This window comes from Glycomyces sp. NPDC046736 (genome assembly GCF_040645615.1).
Taxonomy (GTDB): Bacteria; Actinomycetota; Actinomycetes; order Mycobacteriales; family Micromonosporaceae; genus Glycomyces.
Genome location: NZ_JBEYYO010000014.1, coordinates 126991 through 149425, shown reverse-complemented (window position 1 = coordinate 149425; position 22435 = coordinate 126991). Strand labels below are relative to the sequence as shown.

Sequence of the window (22435 nt, the reverse complement as noted above, 5' to 3'; positions counted from 1 at the left end):
CGCAGCACCGCTTCGTGCTCGGCGACCACGTCGGGGTGGTTCCAGTTGAGGTCGGGCTGCTCGGGGGTCGGTGTTGTATTCGGGCGGCCGACAACGAAGCGAGCGGGCGAATGGGCCCGATAGCGGCCGGTGGGGGTTCTTAAACACCCCCTAGCGGTTCGTAGACGGCGGGGCCCTTCGGGGACCCCGCCGTTTGCGTTCCTCGGGCACAATGGTGTCGCCCGCAGCCCCCGCGACCCCTGGAGTAGCCCATGTCCCGTGTCAGCGTCTGGTGGGGCTCGGAGCTGAGCCAGAGCCACGCGATCAACGAGCTCGACGAGGAACTGGCCGCCGAGCGCTCCGCGCGCCGCGCCCAGGCCCGGCGGCTCCAGGAGACCCGCAGCGAGTTCGACCGCAGCCTCAAGGCCGTCGGCTCCAAGTTCGACTCCGTGGCCGAGCGCATCGACGAGGTCTTCGCCTGGACCGAGCTGCGCTTCCAGCTCCTCGAATTCGACGAGTACCAGGCCCGCAAGGAGATCCGCAAGACCTTCCGCGCTCTGGTGGAGGAACGCCCCGCGCCCTCCCCTGAATTCGACGACGTGCCCGGCTACTGGCTCCCGCCCGCCGCCTCAGCGGTGCTCCCGCTGGTCCTGCGCGACCGCGTGGTCCCCACCCAGCGGTCGCTGCCGTTCGCCGACCTCAAGGCCGGGTTCGAGGCCGCCGGGGAAAGGGACGGCATCCGCGCCGAGCTGTTCAACCTCGCCGCGGGCCGCTGCTTCGAGCAGCCCGCCCTCATCGACGCCGCGGTGCTGCGGCTCCTCGGCGAGGCGGTCGACCTCGGCGTGACCGAGCCCGGCCAGGTCGCTGCCGGGTGGCGGACCCTGTGGGAGCAGACCGCCGCCGGAGCGTTCGGTCCCGGTGCGGCCGAACAGCTCACGCAGCGCCTGCGCCAGCTCTTCGACGCCGACGACGAATCCGAGATCGCGGCCTGGGACCGCGCGCTCGACGAGTTCGTGACCACCGGCGGCCGGGCCGAAGGCTGCGCGGCCCTCGTCGCCCACCTCACCGCCGAGGACATCGAACCCGAAGCGCCCCAAGACGACGTGGACTGGCAGCACTACCTCCAGGAGCTCATCGAGGAGCCCAGCCCGGCCGAGCTGCCGCTCGTGCGCGAGATGGAGGCCCTCGAACTGGGCGAGGCCGCCCGCCACAGCCGCCCCACCTGGACCGAACCGGCCGGGACCGTCACCGCGCTCGTGCGCCGCGACCTCCTCGACCCCGACGGCCCGGTCGCGCTGCGCCGCCTCGCCCTCGACATCGCCGGCCCGGTCCTGCGCGCCCGCGCCGAGCACCTCGCGCACACCCTCCCCGCGCCCGTCCCCACCGAGACCAAGCTCCGCCGCCGCGGCGTCACGGTGACCGTGACCGCCTCGGGCGCCGACAAGAAGGAAGTCGCCGCGGTCGAGGACCGCTTCAACCGCTCCGCCGAAGCGGGCGCGCCGTCCACGGCCCCCGCCGTGGGCATCGCGATCGCCCTCGGCGCGTTCGCGCTGCTCATGCTCTCGGTCCAGCAGTGGTTCCTCGGGGTCGTGTTCGTCCTCGCGATCGTCTTCCCGGTCCTGTGGCAGCGCCGCCGCCAGGAGACCCACCGCGAAGACCTCGCCCGCCGCGACGAGCAGCTCGTCAAGTTCCGGTCCGAGATCGTGAACGCCACCAAGGCCGCCGCGGCCGAGGACGAGAGCGCCGCGAAGACCTACTCGGCCGACCGCTCCGCCCTCGACGACCTCGTAGCGGCCATTCCCCTGGAACGTCCCCGCGTCCTCTGAACCGAGAGCACGCGTGATCCGACCCTAGGCGTGTAAACCTCGACCCATGCGGCATCCTGTAAATCACGAGGCTTTCTACGATTGGGCCCTTGGATGACGCCAACCCCCCGCCGCGTCCGGCAGCTGCTGTCGTGGACCGCGACCGCCGCCGTGTGGTGCTCCGTGCTCGCTGCGGCCGTCGTGGTCGGCTCCCAGACCTCGCTCCCGTCGATCGACCAGGACACCGCCGCGGCCCTCGGCAGCATCGGCGTGGCCGGGGCCGGGCTCCTCATGTGGCGGGCGGCCGGACACGTCAAACCCGGCCGCCGCATCACCTACCAGCTCCTCGCCGCCGGGATGCAGACCACGGCCGCCACCGTGGCCGCCGCGTGCTGGCTCCCGAACGGCCTCGCCGACACCGTCGCGGGCGCGGGCTTCGCGACCGCCGTCGTGGTCTGGTCCCTCGCGCTGCTGCGCCTGCCCGACAACGAATGGGACCCCAAAGCCGTCCAGCGACGCCTCGTCGACGGCGCGTTCGTGGGGCTGTGCACCCTCTTCGCGCTGTGGCTCCTGCTGGGCCGCCCCCTGTTCCAGGCCCAGCGGGGCCACGTCACCGGCGGCGACTTCGCCATCATCATCCCCACCATGATGGGCGTCATCCTCCTCGGCGTCGGCCTCACCACCACCCTGCGCATCCGCCACTGGCGCCGCCGCCACGCCCTCGCCCACATCGCGGTCTTCGCCGTCCACTTCACCGGCACCGCCATGTACACCGCATGGCAGTGGACCCGCCCCGAAGAGCGCGTCCTGTGGTGGTCGGTGGCTTGGGTCGCCACCTGCACCGCGCTGTTGGCGGTCACCTACTTCGCGCGCCACCGCAAAGCCTCCCCAGTGGACAAACCCTCCTATCCCGGCGTCCACTACACCGTCCTGGCCGGAGCCGCCGCGATCGCCGCCGCCGCGGTCCTCATCAACGGCGCCGCCTCCGGCCCGCTCCCGCTGGACGCGGCCCTGGTCGGCCTCGCCGCCGCCGCCGCGCTCGCCGCCCGCCTCATCCTCACCTTCCTCGACGTCCACCGCGTCACCGTCGAGGCCGCCGCCCGCCAGAAGCGACTCTCGGCCATCGTCGGGGTCGCCTCCGACACGGTCCTGGTCCTCGACCCCGACCTCAAGATCACCTGGGCCCCCGAGGACTCGGCCCTCAAGCCCGCCCCCGAGTCCGGCCCGTGCCTGGGCGCCTCGTTCCTCGACCTGGTCCACATCGACGACCGCCGCGGCGCGGGGGAGGACCTGAGAGCGCTCCTCGACGGCCTCAGCCACACCGGCCAGGCCCACCTCAACATCCGCATCCGCGACGTCGACAGCCGCTGGCACCACACCGAAACCGTGGTCACCGACCTCCGCGGCCGCCCCCAGGTACGCGGCCTGGTGGCCCGCATCGAGGACGTCGGCGCCCGCCGGAGCCTGGAGACCGAACTCGCCCGCATGGCCTACACCGACCCCCTCACCGGCCTGGCCAACCGCCGCGCGCTCCTCCAGAGCCTCGAAGACGGCGTGGCCGCCGAAGAGCACCAGACCGCGCTGCTCCTGCTCGACCTCGACGGGTTCAAGAACGTCAACGACACCCGCGGCCACGACTTCGGCGACGAACTGCTCGTCGAGGTCTCCCGCCGCATCAAGGAACTCCTGCGCCCCACCGACGTCGGCGCCCGCCTCGGCGGCGACGAGTTCGCGATCCTCCTGCGCGCCAGCAGACCCGAAGCCGTCGCCACCGCCAAAGCCCTCGTCGCGCGCCTCGGGGAGCCCTACGAGTTCCACGACGAGTCCACGGTGTTCACCACCGGCTCGGTCGGCATCGCCACCGCCGCAGACGGACTCGGCGACCCCGAGATCCTCCTGCGCAACGCAGACCTCGCCCTGCGCGCGGCCAAACAAGCGGGCAAGAACCGCCACGCGACCTACGACGCCGAGTTCGACCGCCTGGTGCGCCGCAAGAACGAACTCACCCAGGAACTGCGCGGCGCGATCGCCCGCGACGAACTGCGCCTGGTCTTCCAGCCCGTGTTCGCGATCGCCGACCGCACCATCGTCGGCGCCGAAGCCCTCCTGCGCTGGAACCACCCCCGCCTCGGCCAGGTCAGCCCCGGCGAGTTCATCCCCGCCGCGACCGAATCGGGCCTGACCCAGGACCTCGCGGTCTGGACCGTCAACCGCGCCGCCGAACAGCTCGCGGCCTGGCACTCCGCCGGGATCAAAGCCTGGATCTCGGTCAACGTCTCGGTCAAGGAACTCCACACCCACCTGTTCGCCACCGAGGTCAACACCGCGCTCATCGCCGCGGGCGTCCCCGCCAAACGCCTCGTGCTCGAAGTGACCGAGCACGACTTCTCCCACCAGATGAACACCCTCATCGCCCAACTCGGCGCGCTCCGCGGCGCCGGGGTGCGGATCGCCTTGGACGACTTCGGGTCCGGCTACTCGTCTTTGGGACAGCTCGACCGCCTCCCGGTCGACATCCTCAAGATCGACCGCGACCTCATCGCCAAGGACGACGGCGGCGTCGGCCCCCTCGCCGCCGTCACCGTCGAACTCGGCCGCCTCCTCGGCATGGAGGTCATCGCCGAAGGCGTCGAGACCGACACCCAGCTCAGCGCCATGATCGCCGCCCAAGCCCCGCTCGTGCAGGGCTATCTCCTCGCCAAACCGATGGAACCGGACGACCTGACGCGCTGGCTCACCGAGGAGCCCAAGGCCCTCCCTCCCGCGCCGCCGCTCGTCCCCGAGCCGCGCGACACGCCGAGCGACGTCCCGGAGTCTGAGAAAAGTTGACTCACGGGCCGGAATCGTGCATCCTGGGGAGCGTGCCGAACGAGAAGCGGTCTCTCCACGAATGTGGAGGTCTTCCGCAGAACTACGACTCCAACGCGACCGAGGCCTTCGCCGCCCGGCCGCTCATCGTAGTACTTATGTAGCGCACCGTCGTTCTCTGACGGTGCGCTCGCCCCGTGCGTCTAGCACGCGGGCGATTTTTTCTGCCCGGGGAACGACACAGCATGTCGAACCAGCCACATATCTCCCTATTGGACGAAGGACATGAGCACACCAGTGAAGGCACCGAAGCCAGGGCCGCAGGCTGCCAAGGCTCAGCCCGCCCGGCCCAGGGCACCCAGGCCCGCTCCCCCGCTCGGCGCTCCGGCCGCCGCGCCCGTTCTCACCGGCGCGCAGGCCGTCGTCCGCGCGCTCGAAGAGCTCGAGGTCGAAGCGGTCTTCGGCATTCCGGGCGGCGCGATCCTCCCGGCCTACGACCCGCTGCTCGACTCCGAGCAGGTGCGCCACGTCCTCGTCCGCCACGAGCAGGGCGCCGGCCACGCCGCGCAGGGCTACGCGATGGCCACCGGCAAGGTCGGGGTGTGCATGGCGACCTCCGGTCCCGGCGCGACCAACCTGGTGACGCCGCTGGCCGACGCGCACATGGACTCGGTCCCGATCGTGGCCATCACCGGCCAGGTCGCCTCCTCGGCGATCGGCACGGACGCCTTCCAGGAGGCCGACATCTGCGGCATCACGATGCCGATCACCAAGCACTCCTACCTGGTCACGGCCGTCGAGGAGATCCCGCGGGTCCTGGCCGAGGCCTTCCACGTGGCCGCCTCCGGGCGCCCCGGCCCGGTCCTGGTCGACATCCCCAAGGACATCCTCAGCGGCACCGGCTCGTTCTCGTGGCCGCCCAAGATGGACCTGCCGGGCTACCGGCCCACCACGCAGCCGCACGGCAAGCAGATCCGCGAGGCCGCCGCGCTCATCGCCGAGGCCAAGCGCCCCGTGCTCTACGTCGGCGGCGGCGTGGTCAAGTCCGACGCGCACCGCGAGCTGCTGGCCCTGGCCGAGCTGACCGGCGCGCCGGTCGTGACGACCCTCATGGCCCGCGGCGCGTTCCCCGACTCGCACCCGCAGCACCTGGGCATGCCCGGGATGCACGGCACGGTCCCGGCCGTCCACGCGCTCCAGAAGTCCGACCTGCTGGTCGTGCTCGGCGCCCGCTTCGACGACCGCGTCACCGGCAAGCTCGACAGCTTCGCGCCCGACGCGAAGGTCGTCCACGTCGACATCGACCCGGCCGAGATCGGCAAGAACCGCGAGGCCGACGTGCCGATCGTGGGGGACTGCAAGGCCGCGATCGCGGCGATGATCGAGGCCTACGCCGACGCCGACAAGGCCCGCCTGAAGACCTGGTGGGAGACCCTCGACGACCTCAAGGCCCGGTATCCGCTGGGCTACACCGACATCGACGACGGCCTTCTGACCCCGCAGGCGGTCATCGAGCGGCTCGGCCAGCTCGCGCCCGCCGACACGATCTGGACCACCGGCGTGGGCCAGCACCAGATGTGGGCCAGCCAGTTCATCTCCTACGAGCAGCCGGGCACGTTCCTCAACTCCGGCGGCCTGGGCACGATGGGCTACGCGGTCCCGGCCGCGATGGGCGCCAAGCTCGGCCGGATGGACCGCACGGTGTGGGCCATCGACGGCGACGGCTGCTTCCAGATGACCAACCAAGAGCTCGCGACCTGCGCGATCGAGGGCATCCCGATCAAGGTCGCGGTCATCAACAACGGCAACCTCGGCATGGTCCGCCAGTGGCAGACCCTGTTCTACGAGCAGCGCTACTCCAACACGAACCTGTCCACGCACCACTCCGAGGCCTCGCCGCGGGTGCCGGACTTCGTGAAGCTCGCCGAAGCGCTCGGCTGCGTCGGCCTGCGGGCCGAGCGCCCCGAGGACGTCGACCCGATCATCGAGCAGGCCAACGCGATCAACGACCGCCCGGTCGTGGTCGACTTCACCGTCGGCCCCGACGCGATGGTGTGGCCGATGGTCCCCGCCGGGGTCTCCAACGACGAGATCCTCTACGCCAGGGACGTGCGCCCGAACTTCGAGGACGAGGAGCAGATCTAAATGAGCGCCCGCACCCGTCGCCCCGCCCACCGGCGCCGCTTCGCGATGCCGTCCCCGAACCGGAGTGAACGCTGATGAGCATCCACACGCTCTCGGTCCTCGTCGAGAACAAGCCCGGCGTCCTCGCCCGCGTCGCCGCCCTGTTCTCCCGGCGCGGCTTCAACATCGACTCGCTCGCCGTCGGCGAGACCGAGCACCCCGGCGTCAGCCGCATCACCATCGTGGTCGACGTCGAGCCCGGTTCGCTGGAGCAGGTCACCAAGCAGCTCAACAAGCTCATCCACGTCCTGAAGATCGTCGAACTCGAAGCGGGCTCGTCCGTGCAGCGCGAACTGCTGCTGGTCAAGGTCCGCGCCGACGCCGCCACCCGCGGCCAGGTCATCGCCGCCGCCGAGCTGTTCAAGGCTCGCTCGGTCGACGTCACACCCGACACGGTCACGTTCGAGGTCACCGGCAACTCCGACAAGATCGAGGCGTTCCTGGAAGTCCTGGAGCCCTTCGGGATCAAGGAGCTCGTCCAGTCGGGAACGGTCGCGCTGGGGCGCGGCGCCAAGTCGATGGCCTCGCTGTCCCGCTACGTCTCACCGAATAGCTAGTGAAGAAGGAAGCATTTGCATGTCCGCTGAAGTGTTCTACGACGACGACGCCGACCTGGGCCTGATCCAGGGCAAGAAGGTCGCCGTCCTCGGCTACGGTTCGCAGGGCCACGCCCACTCGCTGAGCCTGCGCGATTCCGGCGTCGAGGTGGCCGTCGGCCTCCAGGAGGGCTCGAAGTCGCGCCCCAAGGCCGAGGAGGCGGGCCTGAAGGTGCTCACCCCGGCCGAGGCCGCCAAGTGGGCCGACGTCATCATGATCCTGGTCCCGGACACCGTGCAGGCCAAGCTGTACGCCGACGAGATCGCCCCGAACCTGACCGCGGGCAACAGCCTGTTCTTCGGCCACGGCTTCAACATCCGCTACGACCTGATCCAGGCCCCCGCGGACGTCAACGTCGCCATGGTCGCCCCCAAGGGCCCCGGCCACATGGTCCGCCGCCAGTTCGTCGACGGCAAGGGCGTCCCCGCCCTCGTCGCGGTCGAGCAGGACCCCTCGGGCGACACGCAGGCCGTGGCGCTCTCCTACGCGAAGGCCATCGGCGGCACCCGCGCCGGGGTCCTCAAGACCACCTTCAAGGAGGAGACCGAGACCGACCTGTTCGGCGAGCAGGCCGTCCTCTGCGGCGGCGCCGCCGAGCTCATCAAGGCCGGCTTCGAGACCCTGGTCGAGGCGGGCTACGCCCCCGAGGCCGCGTACTTCGAGTGCCTCCACGAGCTCAAGCTCATCGTGGACATGATCTACGAAGGCGGCATCGCCAACATGTGGTACTCGGTCTCCGACACCGCCGAATACGGCGGCCTCACCCGCGGCCCCCGCGTGGTCAACTCCGAGACCAAGGCCGAGATGAAGCGCATCCTCACCGAGATCCAGGACGGCACCTTCGCCAAGGAATGGGTCGCCGAATCCGAGAAGCGCGAGAACTACAAGAAGCTCCAGGCCGAGCAGAACGACCACCAGATCGAAGAGACCGGCAAGAAGATGCGCGACCTGATGCCTTGGGTCCAGCGTCAGATCACGGAGACGGCGTAGCCGCGGAGTGATCCAGAGGCTCAGCACGGAGACGGCGTAGCCGCGGAGTGATCCAAACGGCTGAGCACGGAGACGGCGTAGCCGCGGAGTGATCCGAAGGCTCAGCACTGAGACCGCTTAAGTAACAGACAAGAGGGGCCGAGAACCGCATCGCGGTTCTCGGCCCTCCTCTGTTGCAGCGCAGACGAAACGGGCCGGAACACCTCTCGGTGCTCCGGCCCGTTCGCTCAGCGCTGGTACTGCTGTTGCTGCTGCTGGTTCTGGTAGTACTGGGCGGTGGCGACTTGGCGGGCGGCGGGGGTCAGGGCCGGGCCGACCTGGTTGATGAGGTTGGCCAGTTCGTGGCCCACTTGGCCGATGTCGCAGTGGAGGCCCGCCAATGCCAACAGACTCGCGCCGCTCGACACCGACATCGAGAACATGAAGCCGCCGTTCATCTCAGTCAGGTTGCTGATCACCGGGTCCGCCTGAAGCGAACGCGCGGCTCCCGCGAGGAGGCTCGTCAGACCGGAGGCGATGGCCGACAGCCGCTCGGCCTCGTCCCGCGGCAGGGTGCTGTTCGACGCGATGAGGAGCCCGTCGGCCGCCACGGCGATCACGTGCGTCACGTGCGGCACCCGGCCGACGAAGTCGTTGAGAAGGAAGTCCAGTTGTGCGCTGGTCGTCATGGGTCGATCCTCGGGTCAATTGTCATTTGTGGGGTTCGGGGTCCTACTGCCGGAGAGACCGCGGGCGTACGCCGCATAGGTCGCCCCGATGCTCCTCGGGTTCCGCTCGATCGGCCCCTCGCTCTGGTTCGCCGTCGGCGCCACCGCGCCGGGCACCAGGTTCGACATCGGCTGCCGCTGCGGCAGACCGTTCGGGCCGGTCAACGGGGCCTCGGGCACCGGGAGCGGCGCCCCGGCCCGCAGCGACGGGTCCGCGTGGACGACCGTCACGTCGAACCGGATCTCGGGCAGCTCGGCCAGCAGCGCCGAAGTGGCCGTTCCCAGTTCGGGTTGCGGGCGGCCCACCACCGCCACACCGCGCGCCGGCCCGGCCGGAAGCGCGCGCGCCTCCCCGGACGGCGAAGGCGGCGGCGCCTCAGCGCCCTGCGCGAACAGCGGCGCGTTGTCGCGCGGCTTCGGCAGCGGAGGCTGACGCGGCGCGATCGCCGCCGGCCCCTGCGCCGAACGCGGCGGAGGCGTGAACGACAGGAGCGACCCGGGAACCGCGACCTCCACCACGGTGCCGCCGCCGATCGACGGCCGCATCTCGATCTCGATCCCGTGCCTCGACGCGAGGAAGCCCACCACCGTCAGGCCCATCGCCTGCATGGCCTCCAAGTCCACCGGCGTCTGCCGCTGAAGCCGCTCGTTGAACCGCTCCAGGCGATCGGGCTCGATCCCGATCCCGTGGTCGCGGACCTGAATGATCACCTTGCCCGTAAGCACCCGGGCCGTCACCTCGGTGGCGGCCTCGGAGTAACGGGTCGCGTTGTCCATCAGCTCGGCGAGCAGCTGCACGATGTCGTCGACCACGTCGGCCTTCACCCACGCGCCGTCATCGGCCTCCACCTCGATGCGCGTGTAGTACTCGATGCGGCTCTGCGCCGCCTGGAGCACGTCGTCCAACGCCGAGTCCACGGTCCGGACCTTCGCCGCCGACGAGCCGCCCAGCACCAGGAGGCTGTCGTTCGCGCGCCCGATCAGCGACGCCAAGTGGTCGAGCCGGAACAGCCGCTGCAAGCGGTCCGGGTCCTGCTCGTCGCGCTCGGCCTCATCCAGTTCGGCCGTCAGCCGCCCGGTCAGCGAGTGACCGCGACGCGCCAGCCGCACGAAGATCGCGCCGACGTGGAAGCGCAGCAGCGCCTGCTGCGCCGACACCCGGATCGCCTCGCGGTGAACGATGTTGAACGCTTCACCGACCTCGCTCAGCTCGTCCTCGCCCTGCACCTGCAACGGCGGCGTCGTGCGCGCCGCGAACTCGAACGGGCTCAAGCCCCCCAGGCCCTGCTGCTGATCCACCCGCTTGACGGCCAGCGGCAGGTCCACCATCGCGATCTGCCGAGCCGACGTCGACAACTCGCGCAGACCCCGCGTGACCGAACGGCCGATACCGTAGGCGATCAGGACCGCCAGCGCCAGCGCCACGATCGCGATCAGACCCTCGGTGGCCAAGCGCCGCAGCGCGGCCGCGTTGGTGGCGTTGGCCTGGTCGGTGGCCTCGCTGAGCGACTCGCGCACCAGCGCCGAGGTGGCCGCGTGGCGTCCGTCGTAGGCGGCCATGAGGACCGCGTGCTCGACGACCTGCTCGTCGTCCGAACGGGACGCCGCGACCTGGCTCTCGAACCGGTTGGCGGGACGGGCGTCGGCCGAGCCGAGACCGCCGACCTCGAACACCGAGGCGTCCGGGTCGCTCTGGCCGACCAGGCGCCGGTACTCGTTCAGCGACTCGTCGCGGGAGGCGGCCAGGCGCACGAACGCGCGGTGCTTCCCGGCCAGCGGCTTGCCGTCCTCGAGCGACAGCGTGAGCAGTCGCAGCTGCTCGGAGTACTCGTCGATGCTCGACAGGAGGCTCGCCGTGCGCAGGATGCGGGAGAGCTCGGTCGTCCCGGCGGTGTCGACCGCGTAGTCGACCACGGCCGACAGTCGCATGATCACCGAGTTGTACACGGTCAAGTGGACCGATTCCACGGTGCCGTCCATGACCGCGCGCCGCGACTGCGAGATCCGCTCCAGGGGCGTGTCGGCCCGCACCAGCAGCGCCTCGGTGTCCTCGTTGAGGTTGAGGTCGGCTCTGGTGGCCTCCAGCGCGTCGAGCGCGTCGGCGGTCTCGGCGCTGTGCTGCTCGAACTGCTTGAGCAGCGCGGCGGGGTCTTCGAGGCCGGTGTTCTCCTGGAACACCAGTTGCGCGGCGTCCATCCGCTCGGCCTGGAGGGCCGCGATCACGGCGCTGACGTCGTCGGCCAGTTCCACGATGTCGGCGGTGGCCCCGACCTCGCGGGCCTCGGTGGCCGATTCGACCAGTCGCACGGCGACCATGCCGGCGAGCGTGAGCGCCGGCACGAGGAGCATGACCGTCAGCTTCGTCCGGATCTTCACGCCCGACATGAGTCGGCGGCGTGGCTTCCGGTTCTCCGCCGAGGATGTCGGCTCGGGTTGCGCTTCGTTCATCTCAGGGGGTTCCTCTTGCTGCGCGAGTGCTACTCGACGCCTAGGTAGGCTTGCACGACCTTCGGGTCCTTCAAGAGTTCGGAGGCGGGGCCGCTGCGCGCGATCTCCCCGGTCTCCAGTACATGGCCGGTGTCGGCCGCGCTCAACGCCCTGCGGGCGTTCTGCTCCACCAGCACCACGGTCACCCCGGAGGCGCGGATCTTCTCGATCACCGTGAAGATCTCGTCGACCATCTTGGGGGCCAAGCCCATCGAAGGCTCGTCCAGCAGGACGACCTTGGGCCTGGCGATCATGGCGCGGGCGATGGCGAGCATCTGCTGCTCCCCACCGGAGAGCGCGCTGGCGGGCAGCGCGCGTCGTTCGGCGAGCACGGGGAACAGCTCGTACATCTCGGATTCGGGGGCGGCGTGGCGGCGTCGCCGGTGCGCGCCCAGGCGCAGGTTCTCGGCGACGGTGAGGGTGCCGAGGATCTGGCGGCCTTCGGGGACGAGGACCAGTCCGGCGCCGACGCGGCGGTGCGCGGGCCAGCGGGTGATGTCCCGTCCGCCGAGGATCACTTTGCCCGCGGCGGGGCGGACCAGGCCGGAGACGGCGGCGAGCACGGAGCTCTTCCCGGCGCCGTTGGCGCCGACGAGGGCCACGAGGCCGCCTTCGGGGACGGAGAAGGAGACGCCGCGGACGGCGTTCACGCGGCCGTAGGAGACGTCGACGTTTTCGACCGAGAGGATCGGGTCGGTCGCGGGCTTGGACTCAGACATTCTCGCTCGCTTCCTCGTCGAGCACGCCGCCCAGGTAGGCCTCGACCACCTTGGGGTCGGCGGCGACCGCGCGGGGCTCGCCTTCGGCGATGACCTCGCCGAAGTTGAGCACCACGAGCCTGGTGCAGGTGTCGAGGACCATTTTCACGTTGTGCTCGATGAACAGGACGGTGATCCGGTCGTCGGCGAGACTCCGGATGAGTTCGGCGAGCTCGGCGGCCTCGACGTGGTTCATGCCCGCGGCGGGCTCGTCGAGGATGAGCAGCGTCGGGTGGGACGCGAGCGCGCGGGCGATCTCGAGGCGGCGCTGGTCGCCGTAGGAGAGCGAGCCGGGCCGGGCGTGGGCGCGGTCGGCGAGGCCGACGCGGCGCAGCTGGGCCCAGGCGAGGGCGCGGGCGCGTTTCTCGTCGCGGCGGGCCGAGGGCAGCCAGATGAGCCGCCTCAGGTAGGTGGAGCGGCTGACGGCGTGGGTGCCGACCAGGACGTTGTCGAGGACGCTGAGGCGGTCGAACAGCTTGGAGTGCTGGAAGGTGCGGCTCACTCCGGCTTGGGCGAAGCGGTGCGCGCCGCCGGTCGCGCCGAGGCGCACGCCGAGGACTTCGCCTTCGCCGGTGGTGGGGGTTTCGAGGCCGCTGATCATGTTGACCAGGGTGGTCTTGCCCGCGCCGTTGGGGCCGATGACGCCGAGGATCTCACCGGAGCGCAGGTCGAGGTCGACCTCCCGCACGGCCTGGACGGCGCCGTAGGACTTGCCCAGGCCCTTGATGCTGGCGATCGGGGTCCCGTTGTCGGGCAGGGGCTCGAGGCCTTCGATGTCGCCGCCGGGGTCGGGGCGGCCGCGGCGGATGCGCGCGAACGCGGTGGAGAGGCCGCCGGGCAGGAACAGGATCACGATGAGCAGGATGACCGCGGTGATGAACGGGTCGACCCAGCCGGCTTCGACGCCGAGGGCCTTCTGGAGTTCGGGCACGGCGGTGAAGAACCCGGCGCCGAGGATGGGGCCGAAGAACACGAGGTAGCCGCCGAGGACGGCGGTGACCAGGCCGTCGACGGTGAGGCTGAAGTCGAACGTGGTGGGGGTGATGCGTCCGAAGAAGTACAGGAACATCACGCCGTAGACCCCGGCGATGGCGCCGGAGGCCACGAAGGAGGTCATGCGGGTGCGGACGACGTTGACGCCCATGGAGCTGGCGGCGAGTTCGTCTTCGCGGACGGCGGCGAAGGCGCGGCCGATGCGGGAGGGCCCGAGGCGCCAGAACAGGTAGGCCAGGACCGCGACGATGATCCACGCGAAGTCGACGGTGACCCATTTGTCGACGCGCACGCCGAGGGCCCCGTTGGTCCATTCGGCGTTGTTCATGAACACGCGGACCATCTCGCCGAAGGCGATGGTGCCGATCGCGAGGAACACGCCGCGGAGGCGCAGGACGGGAAGTCCGACCAGGAACGCGGCGGCCCCGCCGACGAATGCGCCGACGGGGATGCCGATGAGGACGGGGGAGAGCGACCCGAACAGGGGCTCGGTGGGGACGATCAATGTGGACACGTAGGCGCCGAGGGACGCGAATCCGGCTTGGCCGAGGTTGAGCTGCCCGGCCATGAGGACCACGTGGAAGGAGTAGGCCAGGATCGCGGCGAGCGCGATGTTGGTGATGAGGGTGTCGTATCCGACGAGCATCAGACCTCCCTGACCTTCACGTGTCCGAAGAGCCCGCGGGGGCGGATTACCAGCACCAGGAACAGGAGCGCGAAGGGCACGAGTCCCTTCCAGGTGGAGTCGAAGTAGTGGATGGTGAGGGCTTCGGCGAGGCCGAGGACGATCCCGGCGGCCATCGCGCCCCACAGCGATCCGAGGCCGCCGAGGATGATCACGGCGAACCCGATGAGTTCGATGGAGAGCCCCAGGCCCCGGTCGGCCTGGCCGAGGTTGAGGGCCAACAGCGCGCCCGCGACGGTGCCGAGCGCTGAGGACAGCGCGTAGGTTCCGGCGGTGACGCTGTGGACGTTGACGCCCACCACCTTCGCGGCCGTGGGGTTCTCGGCGACGGCCCGCATGGCCCGTCCCAGCGGTGTGGCTGAGACGAGCCATGCGAGTCCGAGCATGAGCACCAGGGCCAGGCCCAGGGTCACCAGCTGCGTGAGCGTGACGCGGATGCCGCCGAACTCGAACAGCTGGTTGGGGAAGTAGTCCTGCTTGAAGCTCTTCGGCTCGGTCCCGTAGCGCGCCTGGATGAGCGCGATGAGGACGCCGCCGAAGGCGACCGAGGAGATCAGTCCCGCGAAATGCTCGTCGTCGCGCCCGGCCAGCGGCCGGAACGCGACGCGCTCCAGCAGCAGGCCGGCGAGCGCGCCGACGGCGGCCACGACCGGGAAGAGCACCCAGATGGGCATCCCGGTCCGCGTCGCGATCTCGATGCCGACGAAGGCGCCGGCGGTGAAGATCGCGGCGTGGGCGAGGTTCAGGTGCCGGAGGATCCCGAACACGAGCGTGAATCCGATCGCGAAGAGCGCGTAGATCGAACCGGCGAAGACGCCGTTGGCCAACTGTTGCAGCATTTCGTTGTGATTCCCTGGGCGGAGGTGGGGAGCGGGGGTTACGGGGTTAGAGCAGGGTGAATTCGCCGTCGCGCACGATCTGGACGACCGGCTCCTGGGTGACCTCGCCGCTCTCGTCGATCGAGATCGGGCCGAGGATCGAGTCGAATTCGAGGATCTGGCCGAGGTTGTCCTTGATGGCCTCGCGGTTGGCGTCGCAGTCGGCGCGGATGGCCTGGTCGAGCAGGTACGCGGCGGTGTAGGCCTGGGCGGCGAACTGGTCGGGCTGGCGCTCGTACTTGGCGAAGTAGTTGGCGATGAACTCGGCGTTGCCGGTGGTCTCGGCCGCGGCGCTCCACGCGCCGCCGACGATCAGGCCCTCGGAGGCCGTCTCCAGGGCGCCGACCAGGACCGGGGAGTTGAAGGCGTTGCCGCCCACGATCGGGGCTTCGATCTCCAGGTCGCGGGCCTGCTTGACCAGCGGCACGGTCGCGCCGGGGAGCGCGGAGAGGATGACCGCGTCCACGTCGGCTTCGAGGACCTTGGTGAGCTGGGCCGAGAAGTCGGCGTCGGCGGTCTCGAAGCTCTCGTCGACGACGACTTCGATGCCCTCGTCGGCGAGGACGTCGAGGATCGTGTTGTACGCCGAGGCGGTGAACTCGTCGGCGCTGTCGTAGAGGACGGCGACCTCCTCCAGGCCCAGGGACTCCTTGGCGGCCGGGATGGACGCGGCGAGCGCGACCTCCTCGGGCAGCGAGGCGCGGAAGATGTAGTCGCCGATCTCGGGGATGCCCTCGGCGGTGGTGGAGACGCCGAGCGCGGGGACGCCGGCGCTCTGGGCGTCGGTGTAGGTCGTGAAGGCCATGTTGGAGAGGGTCGGGCCCACGATGGCCGAGACCTCGTCGCGGTTGATGAGCTTCTCGAACGCGGCGACGGAGTCCTCGACGGTGGTCTTGTCGTCTTCGAGGATCATCTCGTACTTGACGCCGCCGACGGCGTTGAGTTCCTCGATGGCCAGCTCGAAGCCCTCGCTCTGGTAGGCGCCGGCGAACGCGGCGGCCTCGGTGAGGCTGAAGACGGCGCCGATCTTGACCGTCTCGTCGATGGTGCAGTCCGCGCCGGTGCCGGAGCCGGTGAGGGCCGAGTCGCTCTCGTTCGAAGCGGGGCTCTCGGAGACGCAGCCCGCCGAGACGAGGAGTGCCGCGGCCGCGATTGCGGCAGCGGCGGAGGAGCTTTTGAGGCGCATATTCTTCCCTGAGTGAAGTGCTGGTGGGGCAGAGATGGGTGTGTCGCCGTCCTGTGGTGGGCGAGTCCGGTCGCGGCCTCAGCCTGGTTGCGGACTCAGCGGCACGCAGGTCACCTTATAAGGACGATCGGGACGGCACAAGGTCAAAGGCAAATTAGTTTCAAAGAGTGAAAGCGCCCTGCAAAAGGCCTGGGCCCCCTGGCATCCCGTAGAGTGAACTGAAGAGCTTGCCGCCGTGAGGAACTGATCACATTGGGCAGTTACCGCGGGGTATTCCTGAGGTCGCAAGGGGGTGCCTTCGGCGCCCCCGCGTGAACACTGGTTCACTGTCGTCACGTCCTCCAAAGGTTGCTGTGTCGATTCTCACGGTCCTTGGCTTTCGGTTGCGGGCCCCGCGCGGCGGCGAATTGTGCATCGCCGGGCCCCGTCCCGGCCGTGCCGCTGTGATCGCGCTCGCGTCTATCCTGGGGGAGTGGCTGAGCTAGGTGTGAAGACGTACCAGGTGAAGACGTACGGCTGTCAGATGAACGTGCACGACTCCGAGCGGATCGGCGGGCTGCTCGAATCGGCCGGCTATGTGCCGGTCGAAGGCGAGGCCGCGCCCGACCTGGTCGTGTTCAACACCTGCGCGGTGCGCGAGAACGCCGACAACAAGCTCTACGGCAACCTCAGCCACCTCGCCCCGGCCAAGCGCGCCAACCCCGACATGCAGATCGCCGTGGGCGGCTGCCTGGCCCAGAAGGACCGCGGCGAGATCGTCAAGCGCGCCCCCTGGGTCGACGCGGTCTTCGGCACCCACAACATCGGCTCGCTCCCGGCCCTGCTCGACCGCGCCCGCCACAACCGCGCCGCCGAGGTCGAGATCCTCGAATCCCTGGAGACCTTCCCCTCGACCCTGCCCACCAAGCGCGAGTCCACCTATTCGGGCTGGGTCTCGATCTCCGTGGGCTGCAACAACACCTGCACCTTCTGCATCGTGCCGTCCCTGCGCGGCAAGGAGAAGGACCGCCGCCCCGGCGAGATCCTCGCCGAGGTCCAGGCGCTGGTCGACGAGGGCGTCTCCGAGGTGACCCTGCTGGGCCAGAACGTGAACACCTACGGTGTGGAGTTCGGCGACAAGCTCGCCTTCGGGAAGCTCCTGCGCTCGTGCGGCGCGATCGAGGGCCTGGAGCGGGTGCGCTTCACCAGCCCGCACCCCAAGAACTTCACCGACGACGTGATCGCGGCGATGGCCGAGACCCCGAACGTGTGCCACTCGCTGCACATGCCGCTCCAGTCCGGCTCCGACCGCGTCCTCAAGGAGATGCGCCGCTCCTACCGCTCGGCGAAGTTCCTGGAGATCATCGACAAGGTCCGCGCCGCCATGCCCGACGCGGCGATCACCACCGACATCATCGTGGGCTTCCCCGGCGAGACCGAGGAGGACTTCCAGGCGACCTTGGACGTGGTCGAGAAGGCCCGCTTCTCCTCGGCGTTCACCTTCCAGTACTCGATCCGCCCGGGCACCCCCGCGGCCACGATGCCCGACCAGATCCCCAAGGCCGTGGTCCAGGAGCGCTACGAGCGCCTCGTGGCCCTCCAGGAGCGCGTCTCCTGGGAGGAGAACCGCGGGCTCGAAGGCACCGAGGTCGAAGTGCTCGTCACCGCCGGGGACGGCCGCAAGGACGAGGCCACCGGCCGCCTCTCCGGCCGCGCCCGCGACGGCCGCCTCGTCCACTTCGCCGTCACCCCCGGCGAGGGCCCCACCGGCAACGCCGAGGGCGTGCGCCCCGGCGACGTCATCACCACCGCGATCACCTACGGCGCCCCCCACCACCTCGTCGCCGACGGCCCGATCCTGTCCCACCGCACCACCAAGGCCGGCGACGCCTGGGCCGCGGGCAAGGCCACGAAGCTCCCCGGAGTCAACCTCGGCATCCCCACCATCGGCCGCAAACCCCAACCGAAAGCCGAAGCCCCCGGCTGCGCCGCCTGCTGACCGAGGTTCAGAACCAGAACATCGCGCCGAGGACGAAGAACATGATCCACACCGGGATGCTCACCGCGCCCAGGATCAGCCCCGCGAGCGCGAAGGAGCGGGAGTCGGATTCGCCCTTCCGGTACTTGTCGAGGCCGATGCAGCCGAACACGATCGCCAGGATCGTGAACGGCGCGAAGCTCGCGAAGGACATCACGCCCATGCCGAGCGCGATGTGCCCCATGAGGTTCGACTTCTCCTCGGGCTCGGCGCGCGGCGTCGCCGGGGCGGGCTGGGGCGGGACCGGCAGGTTCGTCTGCGGCAGGTCTTCGAGCAGCCGCGCGACCTCGTCGTAGGTCTGCGCGTCGTACAGGTCGCGGGTGCGCTGGTCGAACTCGCCGAGGTCGAGGCGGCCCGCGTCGAGCGCGTCGCGCAGCTGCGAGGCCACGGCCTCGCGCTCCTGGTGCGAGATCCGCATGTGTCCGGGGTCGGGCATGGCGTGTCCTTCGGCGGCAAGGGGGTCCGGTGCCCTCAGCGTAGACCGGGCGGGGCGCGCAGAGCACGGCCCGCCCGGCGCGGTCATGGTCATCGCGACTTGGACGGCCGTACACGGCCGTCGCCGCTGCGCCGCGGCCCGCCGCGTCTACACCAGCGAGTCCTCCCATTGGCGGTGCAAGGTCGCGTATTCGCCGCCGTGGTCGATGAGCTCGCCCGGGCGGCCGTCCTCGATGACGCGGCCGCCTTCGAGCACCAGCACCCGGTCGGCGATCTCCACCGTCGAGAGCCGGTGGGCGATGATGATCGCGGTGCGGTCGGCCAGGATCGTGCGCAGCGCGCGCTGCACCAGACGCTCGGACGGGATGTCCAACGAGGACGTGGCCTCGTCGAGGATGAGCACTCGCGGGTCGGCCAGGAACGCGCGCGCGAAGACCACGAGCTGGCGCTGACCGGCCGAGAGCCGCCCGCCCCGCTTGCGCACGTGCGTGTCGTACCCGTCGGGCAGCGCCTCGATGAACTCGTGCGCCCCCACCACCTTCGCGGCCTCGATGATCCGCTCGCGGCTCGCGCCGGGGCTCCCCAGTTCGATGTTCTCGGCGATCGTGCCGTTGAACAGGAAGTTCTCCTGCGTGATCATCACGATGTTCCCGCGCAGGTCGGCTTCGGAGAGGTCGCGCAGGTCCACGCCGTCGAGCGAGACCGTGCCGCCGTTCGGGTCGTAGAACCGGCTCACCAGCTTCGCGATCGTGGTCTTGCCCGCGCCGGTGGCCCCCACCAGTGCCGTGGTCTGCCCGCCGGGGATGCGCAGGTCCAGGCCCGGCAGCACCACCCGGTCGTCGCGGTACTGGAACCTGACGTTCGCAAAACGCAACTCGCCCTTCGGGTTCGCGATCGTCTTCGGCTGCTCGGGCTCGGCCACCTCGACCTTCTCGTCGAGGACCCCGGAGAGCTTCTCCAGCGCCGAGGTCGCCGACTGGAGCACGTTGTAGAACTGCACCAATTCGTTCAGCGGGTCGAAGAACCGCTTCATGTACAGCAGGAACGCCGCCAGGACGCCCAGCTCGGTATTGCCCTGCATGACCTGCCAGCCGCCGAACAGCAGCACCACCACCGTGGCCAGGTGCCCGATGCCCCGCATCCCGCCGGACATGAACGCGTTCTGCTGGTGCCCGGCCGCCTGCGCGAACCGGTTGTCCACGTTGAGCCCGGCGAACAGCTCCCGGTCGCGGTCCTCGCGCCGGTAGGCCTGCACCGCGCGCACCCCGCCCATCGACTCCACGAAGTAGACGATGAGCAGCGCCACGGTCTCGCGGGCCTTGCGGTAGGCGATGGCCGAGACGCGGCTGAACCAGCGGCCCAGCAGCAGCATCAGCGGGAACGTCAACAGCGCCACCGCGGCCAGGCGGGCGTCGACCACCAGCATCACCACGGTGATGGTCACGACGTTGAGCGCGGCGAGCACCAGGTCGTCCACGCCGTTCTCGGTCATCTCCCGGATGGCCTCCATGTCCGAGCTCTGCCGGGCCGTGATCCTCCCTGAGGTGAACCGCTCGTGGAAGGACACCGACAACCGCTGGAACTTGCGGAACACCCTGGAGCGCAGCGCGAACAGCATCGCCGCGCTCACCCGCGCCGACTGCGCGATGTAGAGCCGGATGCACAGGTACTCCAGGATCGCCACGACCGCGAAGCTGACCCCGATCCAGATCACGACGGAGTAGTCGTCCCGGTCGGTCATCGCCGGGATGCCGTGGTCGATCCCGTACATGACCAGCAGGGGCGTGGACATGCTCGCGAAGTTCTGCACCACCAGGATCGCGACGAGGAACCACAGCGACCGCTTGTGCGGGGCCATCATCCACCCCAGGAGCCGCCGCGACTTCACGCGCAGCTCCTTGATCGAGGCCGCGTCGTCCACTTCGGCGCTGGTCCGGTCGGCCTCGCTGGACTCGGCGTGCCCCCTCCAGTGCGCGTGCTTGTCGGTCTGCTGCGTCGTCTGCGTCATGCCGCCATCTCCTCGGCTGTGCTTTCCACAAGATCCGCCGAGAGCACCTCGACGTACTCGGGGCTCGTGCTCATCAGCTCGGAGTGCTTCCCGGTGGCCGCGATCCTGCCTTCGTGCAGCAGCGCGACCCGGTCGGCCAGCGCCACCGTGGACGGCCGGTGGACCACCACCAGCGCGGTGGTGTCCCGCAGGACCTGCGCCAAGGCACGCTCGACGAGTTCCTCGGTGTGGACGTCCAGCGCCGAGAGCGGGTCGTCGAGCACCAGCAGCGCGGGCTTGACGACCACGGCGCGTGCGAGCGCGAGGCGCTGCCGCTGGCCGCCCGAGAGCGAGAGGCCCTGCTCGCCGATGCGGGTGTCGAGCCCGTAGGGCAGGTCGTGCACGAATTCGGCCTGGGCCACGCGCAGTGCCTCGTCGAGGTCGGCTTGGCCTGCGCCGGGCCTGCCGAGCGCGAGGTTCTCGCGCACGCTCATCGAGAACAGCGTGGCCTCCTCGAACGCGGTGGTCACGACCGAGCGCAGGTTCGCCAGTTGGAGGTCGCGGATGTCGTGGCCGTCGAGGAGGATCCGGCCCCCGGTGGGGTCGTTGAGGCGCGAGGGGAGTGAGACGAGGGTGGTCTTGCCCGAGCCGGTCTTGCCCGCGATGGCCACGGTCTCGCCGGGCCGCACGGTGAGGTCGACGCCGCGCAGGATGTCGCGCGCATCGTCCTCGTAGCCGAACCGCACGTCCTCGAAGACCAGGTGCCCGCGTACTTCGCCGCGGTCGAGGACCTTCGCGTTGGGGCGGTCGCGGATGGCCGGTTCGGTGTCGAACACGTCGTAGACGCGGTCGGCGGCCGTCATGGCCTCGTTGCCGTGGGCCATGACCCAGCCCGAGGCCTCGATGGGCCACAGCAGCGCGAGCTGCAACATGATGAACGCGGTGAGGTTCCCGACCGAGAGCACCCCTTCGGCGACCATGATCGACCCGAGCACGAGTGTGACCCCGAGCGAGGCCGACGCGATCGCGGCGAAGCCCGACCAGGACCGCGAGGCCACCAGGCTCTTGCGGATGCCGCGCTCGCGCAGCTCGGCGGCCTCGGTCTCGAACCGCTGCGCCATGAGCGGCCCGCGTCCGAGGGCCTTGATCGCGCGGATGCCCAGGGCCGACTCCTCGGCGGCGCTGGATACCTCGCCGGACTGGTCCTGCTCGGCGCGGGCCATCGGCAGGTAGTGGCGGAAGAACCCGCGCCCGATGAGGAACAGCGGCACCGCCGAGGCCGCCACGATGAGCGCCAGGCGCCATTCGATGAACAAGAGCTGCCCCAGGATCAGGCTGATCATGCCGATCGAGGAGATCGCGAAGACCATGCCGCCGGCGAAGAACCGCCGGATCATGCCCAGGTCGGAGGTGACGCGCGCGAGCAGTTGACCCGTCTGCCAGCGGTCGTGGAATCCGGTGTGGAGGCGCTGGAGGTGTTCGTAGAGCGCGGCGCGGATGTCGGCCTCGATGGCCATCGCGGTGGTGGTCTGGAAGTAGCGGCGCGTCAAGTTGAGCAGCGCGTCCATCAGGCCCAGGAAGGCGATGACCGCGACGATGGCCCACAGCCCGGCCATGTCCCGTTCCTTGATCGGCCCGTCGATGGCCCGGCCCACCAGCGGCGGGATCGCCAGGCCGGTGAGGATGTTCAAGAGCACCATCGACCACAGCACGGCCAGCTTGAACCGGTAGGGGTACAGGTACTTCTTGATCCGCCACAGGTTCGTCAGCGCCGACCGACGTTCCGCGGGATCGTCCGTTTCCGATGTTTCTGGAGTTTTCAACCGCTCTGAGCCCACCGCTCCAACCTACGAGCGGGGTACGACACCGGGCAACCCAATTTCACCTGCCGACCGGTAAGTAATCCTACCGATCAAGCCGAATTCCTTGCGCCCCAACG

15 protein-coding genes are annotated in these 22435 nt (G+C 69.9%); 6 read left to right on the top strand and 9 right to left on the bottom strand.

Features of this window, described 5'->3' with window-relative positions:
• Positions 1 to 251 precede the first annotated feature (251 nt).
• The 5 genes from AB0B28_RS15405 (at position 252) to ilvC (ending at position 8363) form a co-directional block, all read left to right on the top strand.
• Positions 252 to 1805 (top strand): hypothetical protein, encoded by a 1554-nt coding sequence (locus AB0B28_RS15405; protein WP_360121212.1) that lies wholly within the window; start codon positions 252 to 254, stop codon positions 1803 to 1805.
• Between the two features lie 93 nt (positions 1806 to 1898).
• Entirely contained in the window at positions 1899 to 4613 is a 2715-nt protein-coding gene (locus AB0B28_RS15400) for an EAL domain-containing protein (RefSeq protein WP_360121210.1), read from the top strand.
• Positions 4614 to 4877: 264 nt separating this feature from the next.
• A complete protein-coding gene (locus AB0B28_RS15395) occupies positions 4878 to 6737 on the top strand; it encodes an acetolactate synthase large subunit (protein WP_360121208.1) in 1860 nt (619 codons plus the stop codon).
• A gap of 74 nt (positions 6738 to 6811) precedes the next feature.
• The gene (ilvN, locus tag AB0B28_RS15390) at positions 6812 to 7333 is read left to right on the top strand and encodes an acetolactate synthase small subunit (protein ID WP_360121206.1); all 522 of its coding nucleotides are present in this window, start codon (positions 6812 to 6814) and stop codon (positions 7331 to 7333) included.
• 19 nt (positions 7334 to 7352) lie between these two features.
• Complete coding sequence (ilvC, locus tag AB0B28_RS15385; RefSeq protein ID WP_360121204.1) at positions 7353 to 8363, top strand: ketol-acid reductoisomerase; 1011 nt, start codon at positions 7353 to 7355, stop codon at positions 8361 to 8363.
• 227 nt (positions 8364 to 8590) lie between these two features.
• Here the strand turns inward: ilvC and AB0B28_RS15380 are convergent, their stop codons facing one another.
• The 6 genes from AB0B28_RS15380 to AB0B28_RS15355 all read right to left on the bottom strand — a co-directional run bounded on the left by AB0B28_RS15380 (position 8591) and on the right by AB0B28_RS15355 (position 16057).
• Entirely contained in the window at positions 8591 to 9031 is a 441-nt protein-coding gene (locus tag AB0B28_RS15380; protein WP_360121202.1) for a roadblock/LC7 domain-containing protein, read from the bottom strand.
• A 15-nt stretch (positions 9032 to 9046) separates the two neighbouring features.
• On the bottom strand, positions 9047 to 11446 hold the full coding sequence (locus AB0B28_RS15375) for an ATP-binding protein (RefSeq protein ID WP_360121200.1): 2400 nt from the start codon (positions 11444 to 11446) through the stop codon (positions 9047 to 9049).
• Between the two features lie 101 nt (positions 11447 to 11547).
• The gene (locus tag AB0B28_RS15370) at positions 11548 to 12276 is read right to left on the bottom strand and encodes an ABC transporter ATP-binding protein (RefSeq protein ID WP_360121198.1); all 729 of its coding nucleotides are present in this window, start codon (positions 12274 to 12276) and stop codon (positions 11548 to 11550) included.
• The gene (locus AB0B28_RS15365; protein ID WP_360121196.1) at positions 12269 to 13954 is read right to left on the bottom strand and encodes a branched-chain amino acid ABC transporter ATP-binding protein/permease; all 1686 of its coding nucleotides are present in this window, start codon (positions 13952 to 13954) and stop codon (positions 12269 to 12271) included. The genes AB0B28_RS15370 and AB0B28_RS15365 overlap by 8 nt, the downstream gene beginning before the upstream one ends.
• On the bottom strand, positions 13954 to 14832 hold the full coding sequence (locus tag AB0B28_RS15360) for a branched-chain amino acid ABC transporter permease (protein ID WP_360121195.1): 879 nt from the start codon (positions 14830 to 14832) through the stop codon (positions 13954 to 13956). The genes AB0B28_RS15365 and AB0B28_RS15360 overlap by 1 nt, the downstream gene beginning before the upstream one ends.
• A 46-nt stretch (positions 14833 to 14878) precedes the next feature.
• Positions 14879 to 16057, bottom strand: coding sequence for an ABC transporter substrate-binding protein (locus AB0B28_RS15355; RefSeq protein ID WP_360121193.1), 1179 nt, complete (start codon positions 16055 to 16057; stop codon positions 14879 to 14881).
• A 472-nt stretch (positions 16058 to 16529) separates the two neighbouring features.
• On the opposite strand from AB0B28_RS15355, the gene miaB reads away from it, so the two are divergent.
• Positions 16530 to 18035 carry a tRNA (N6-isopentenyl adenosine(37)-C2)-methylthiotransferase MiaB gene (gene miaB, locus AB0B28_RS15350; protein ID WP_360121192.1) on the top strand — a complete coding sequence of 502 codons (1506 nt, stop codon included), beginning with the start codon at positions 16530 to 16532 and terminating at the stop codon, positions 18033 to 18035.
• Positions 18036 to 18042: 7 nt separating this feature from the next.
• Here the strand turns inward: miaB and AB0B28_RS15345 are convergent, their stop codons facing one another.
• The 3 genes from AB0B28_RS15345 to AB0B28_RS15335 all read right to left on the bottom strand — a co-directional run bounded on the left by AB0B28_RS15345 (position 18043) and on the right by AB0B28_RS15335 (position 22319).
• Positions 18043 to 18510, bottom strand: coding sequence for a DUF1707 and DUF4190 domain-containing protein (locus tag AB0B28_RS15345; RefSeq protein WP_360121191.1), 468 nt, complete (start codon positions 18508 to 18510; stop codon positions 18043 to 18045).
• Between the two features lie 147 nt (positions 18511 to 18657).
• A complete protein-coding gene (locus tag AB0B28_RS15340; RefSeq protein ID WP_360121190.1) occupies positions 18658 to 20517 on the bottom strand; it encodes an ABC transporter ATP-binding protein in 1860 nt (619 codons plus the stop codon).
• The gene (locus tag AB0B28_RS15335) at positions 20514 to 22319 is read right to left on the bottom strand and encodes an ABC transporter ATP-binding protein (RefSeq protein WP_360121188.1); all 1806 of its coding nucleotides are present in this window, start codon (positions 22317 to 22319) and stop codon (positions 20514 to 20516) included. Before AB0B28_RS15335 ends, AB0B28_RS15340 begins: the two co-directional genes overlap by 4 nt.
• Between the last annotated feature and the right edge of the window lie 116 nt (positions 22320 to 22435).

Coding starts and splice junctions, on each gene's coding strand:
- AB0B28_RS15405 (WP_360121212.1), top strand. CDS start 252: ATGTCCCGTGTCAGCGTCTGGTGGGGCTCGGAGCTGAGCCAGAGCCAC.
- AB0B28_RS15400 (WP_360121210.1), top strand. CDS start 1,899: ATGACGCCAACCCCCCGCCGCGTCCGGCAGCTGCTGTCGTGGACCGCG.
- AB0B28_RS15395 (WP_360121208.1), top strand. CDS start 4,878: ATGAGCACACCAGTGAAGGCACCGAAGCCAGGGCCGCAGGCTGCCAAG.
- ilvN (WP_360121206.1), top strand. CDS start 6,812: ATGAGCATCCACACGCTCTCGGTCCTCGTCGAGAACAAGCCCGGCGTC.
- ilvC (WP_360121204.1), top strand. CDS start 7,353: ATGTCCGCTGAAGTGTTCTACGACGACGACGCCGACCTGGGCCTGATC.
- AB0B28_RS15380 (WP_360121202.1), bottom strand. CDS start 9,031: ATGACGACCAGCGCACAACTGGACTTCCTTCTCAACGACTTCGTCGGC.
- AB0B28_RS15370 (WP_360121198.1), bottom strand. CDS start 12,276: ATGTCTGAGTCCAAGCCCGCGACCGACCCGATCCTCTCGGTCGAAAAC.
- AB0B28_RS15365 (WP_360121196.1), bottom strand. CDS start 13,954: ATGCTCGTCGGATACGACACCCTCATCACCAACATCGCGCTCGCCGCG.
- AB0B28_RS15360 (WP_360121195.1), bottom strand. CDS start 14,832: ATGCTGCAACAGTTGGCCAACGGCGTCTTCGCCGGTTCGATCTACGCG.
- AB0B28_RS15355 (WP_360121193.1), bottom strand. CDS start 16,057: ATGCGCCTCAAAAGCTCCTCCGCCGCTGCCGCAATCGCGGCCGCGGCA.
- AB0B28_RS15345 (WP_360121191.1), bottom strand. CDS start 18,510: ATGCCCGACCCCGGACACATGCGGATCTCGCACCAGGAGCGCGAGGCC.
- AB0B28_RS15340 (WP_360121190.1), bottom strand. CDS start 20,517: ATGACGCAGACGACGCAGCAGACCGACAAGCACGCGCACTGGAGGGGG.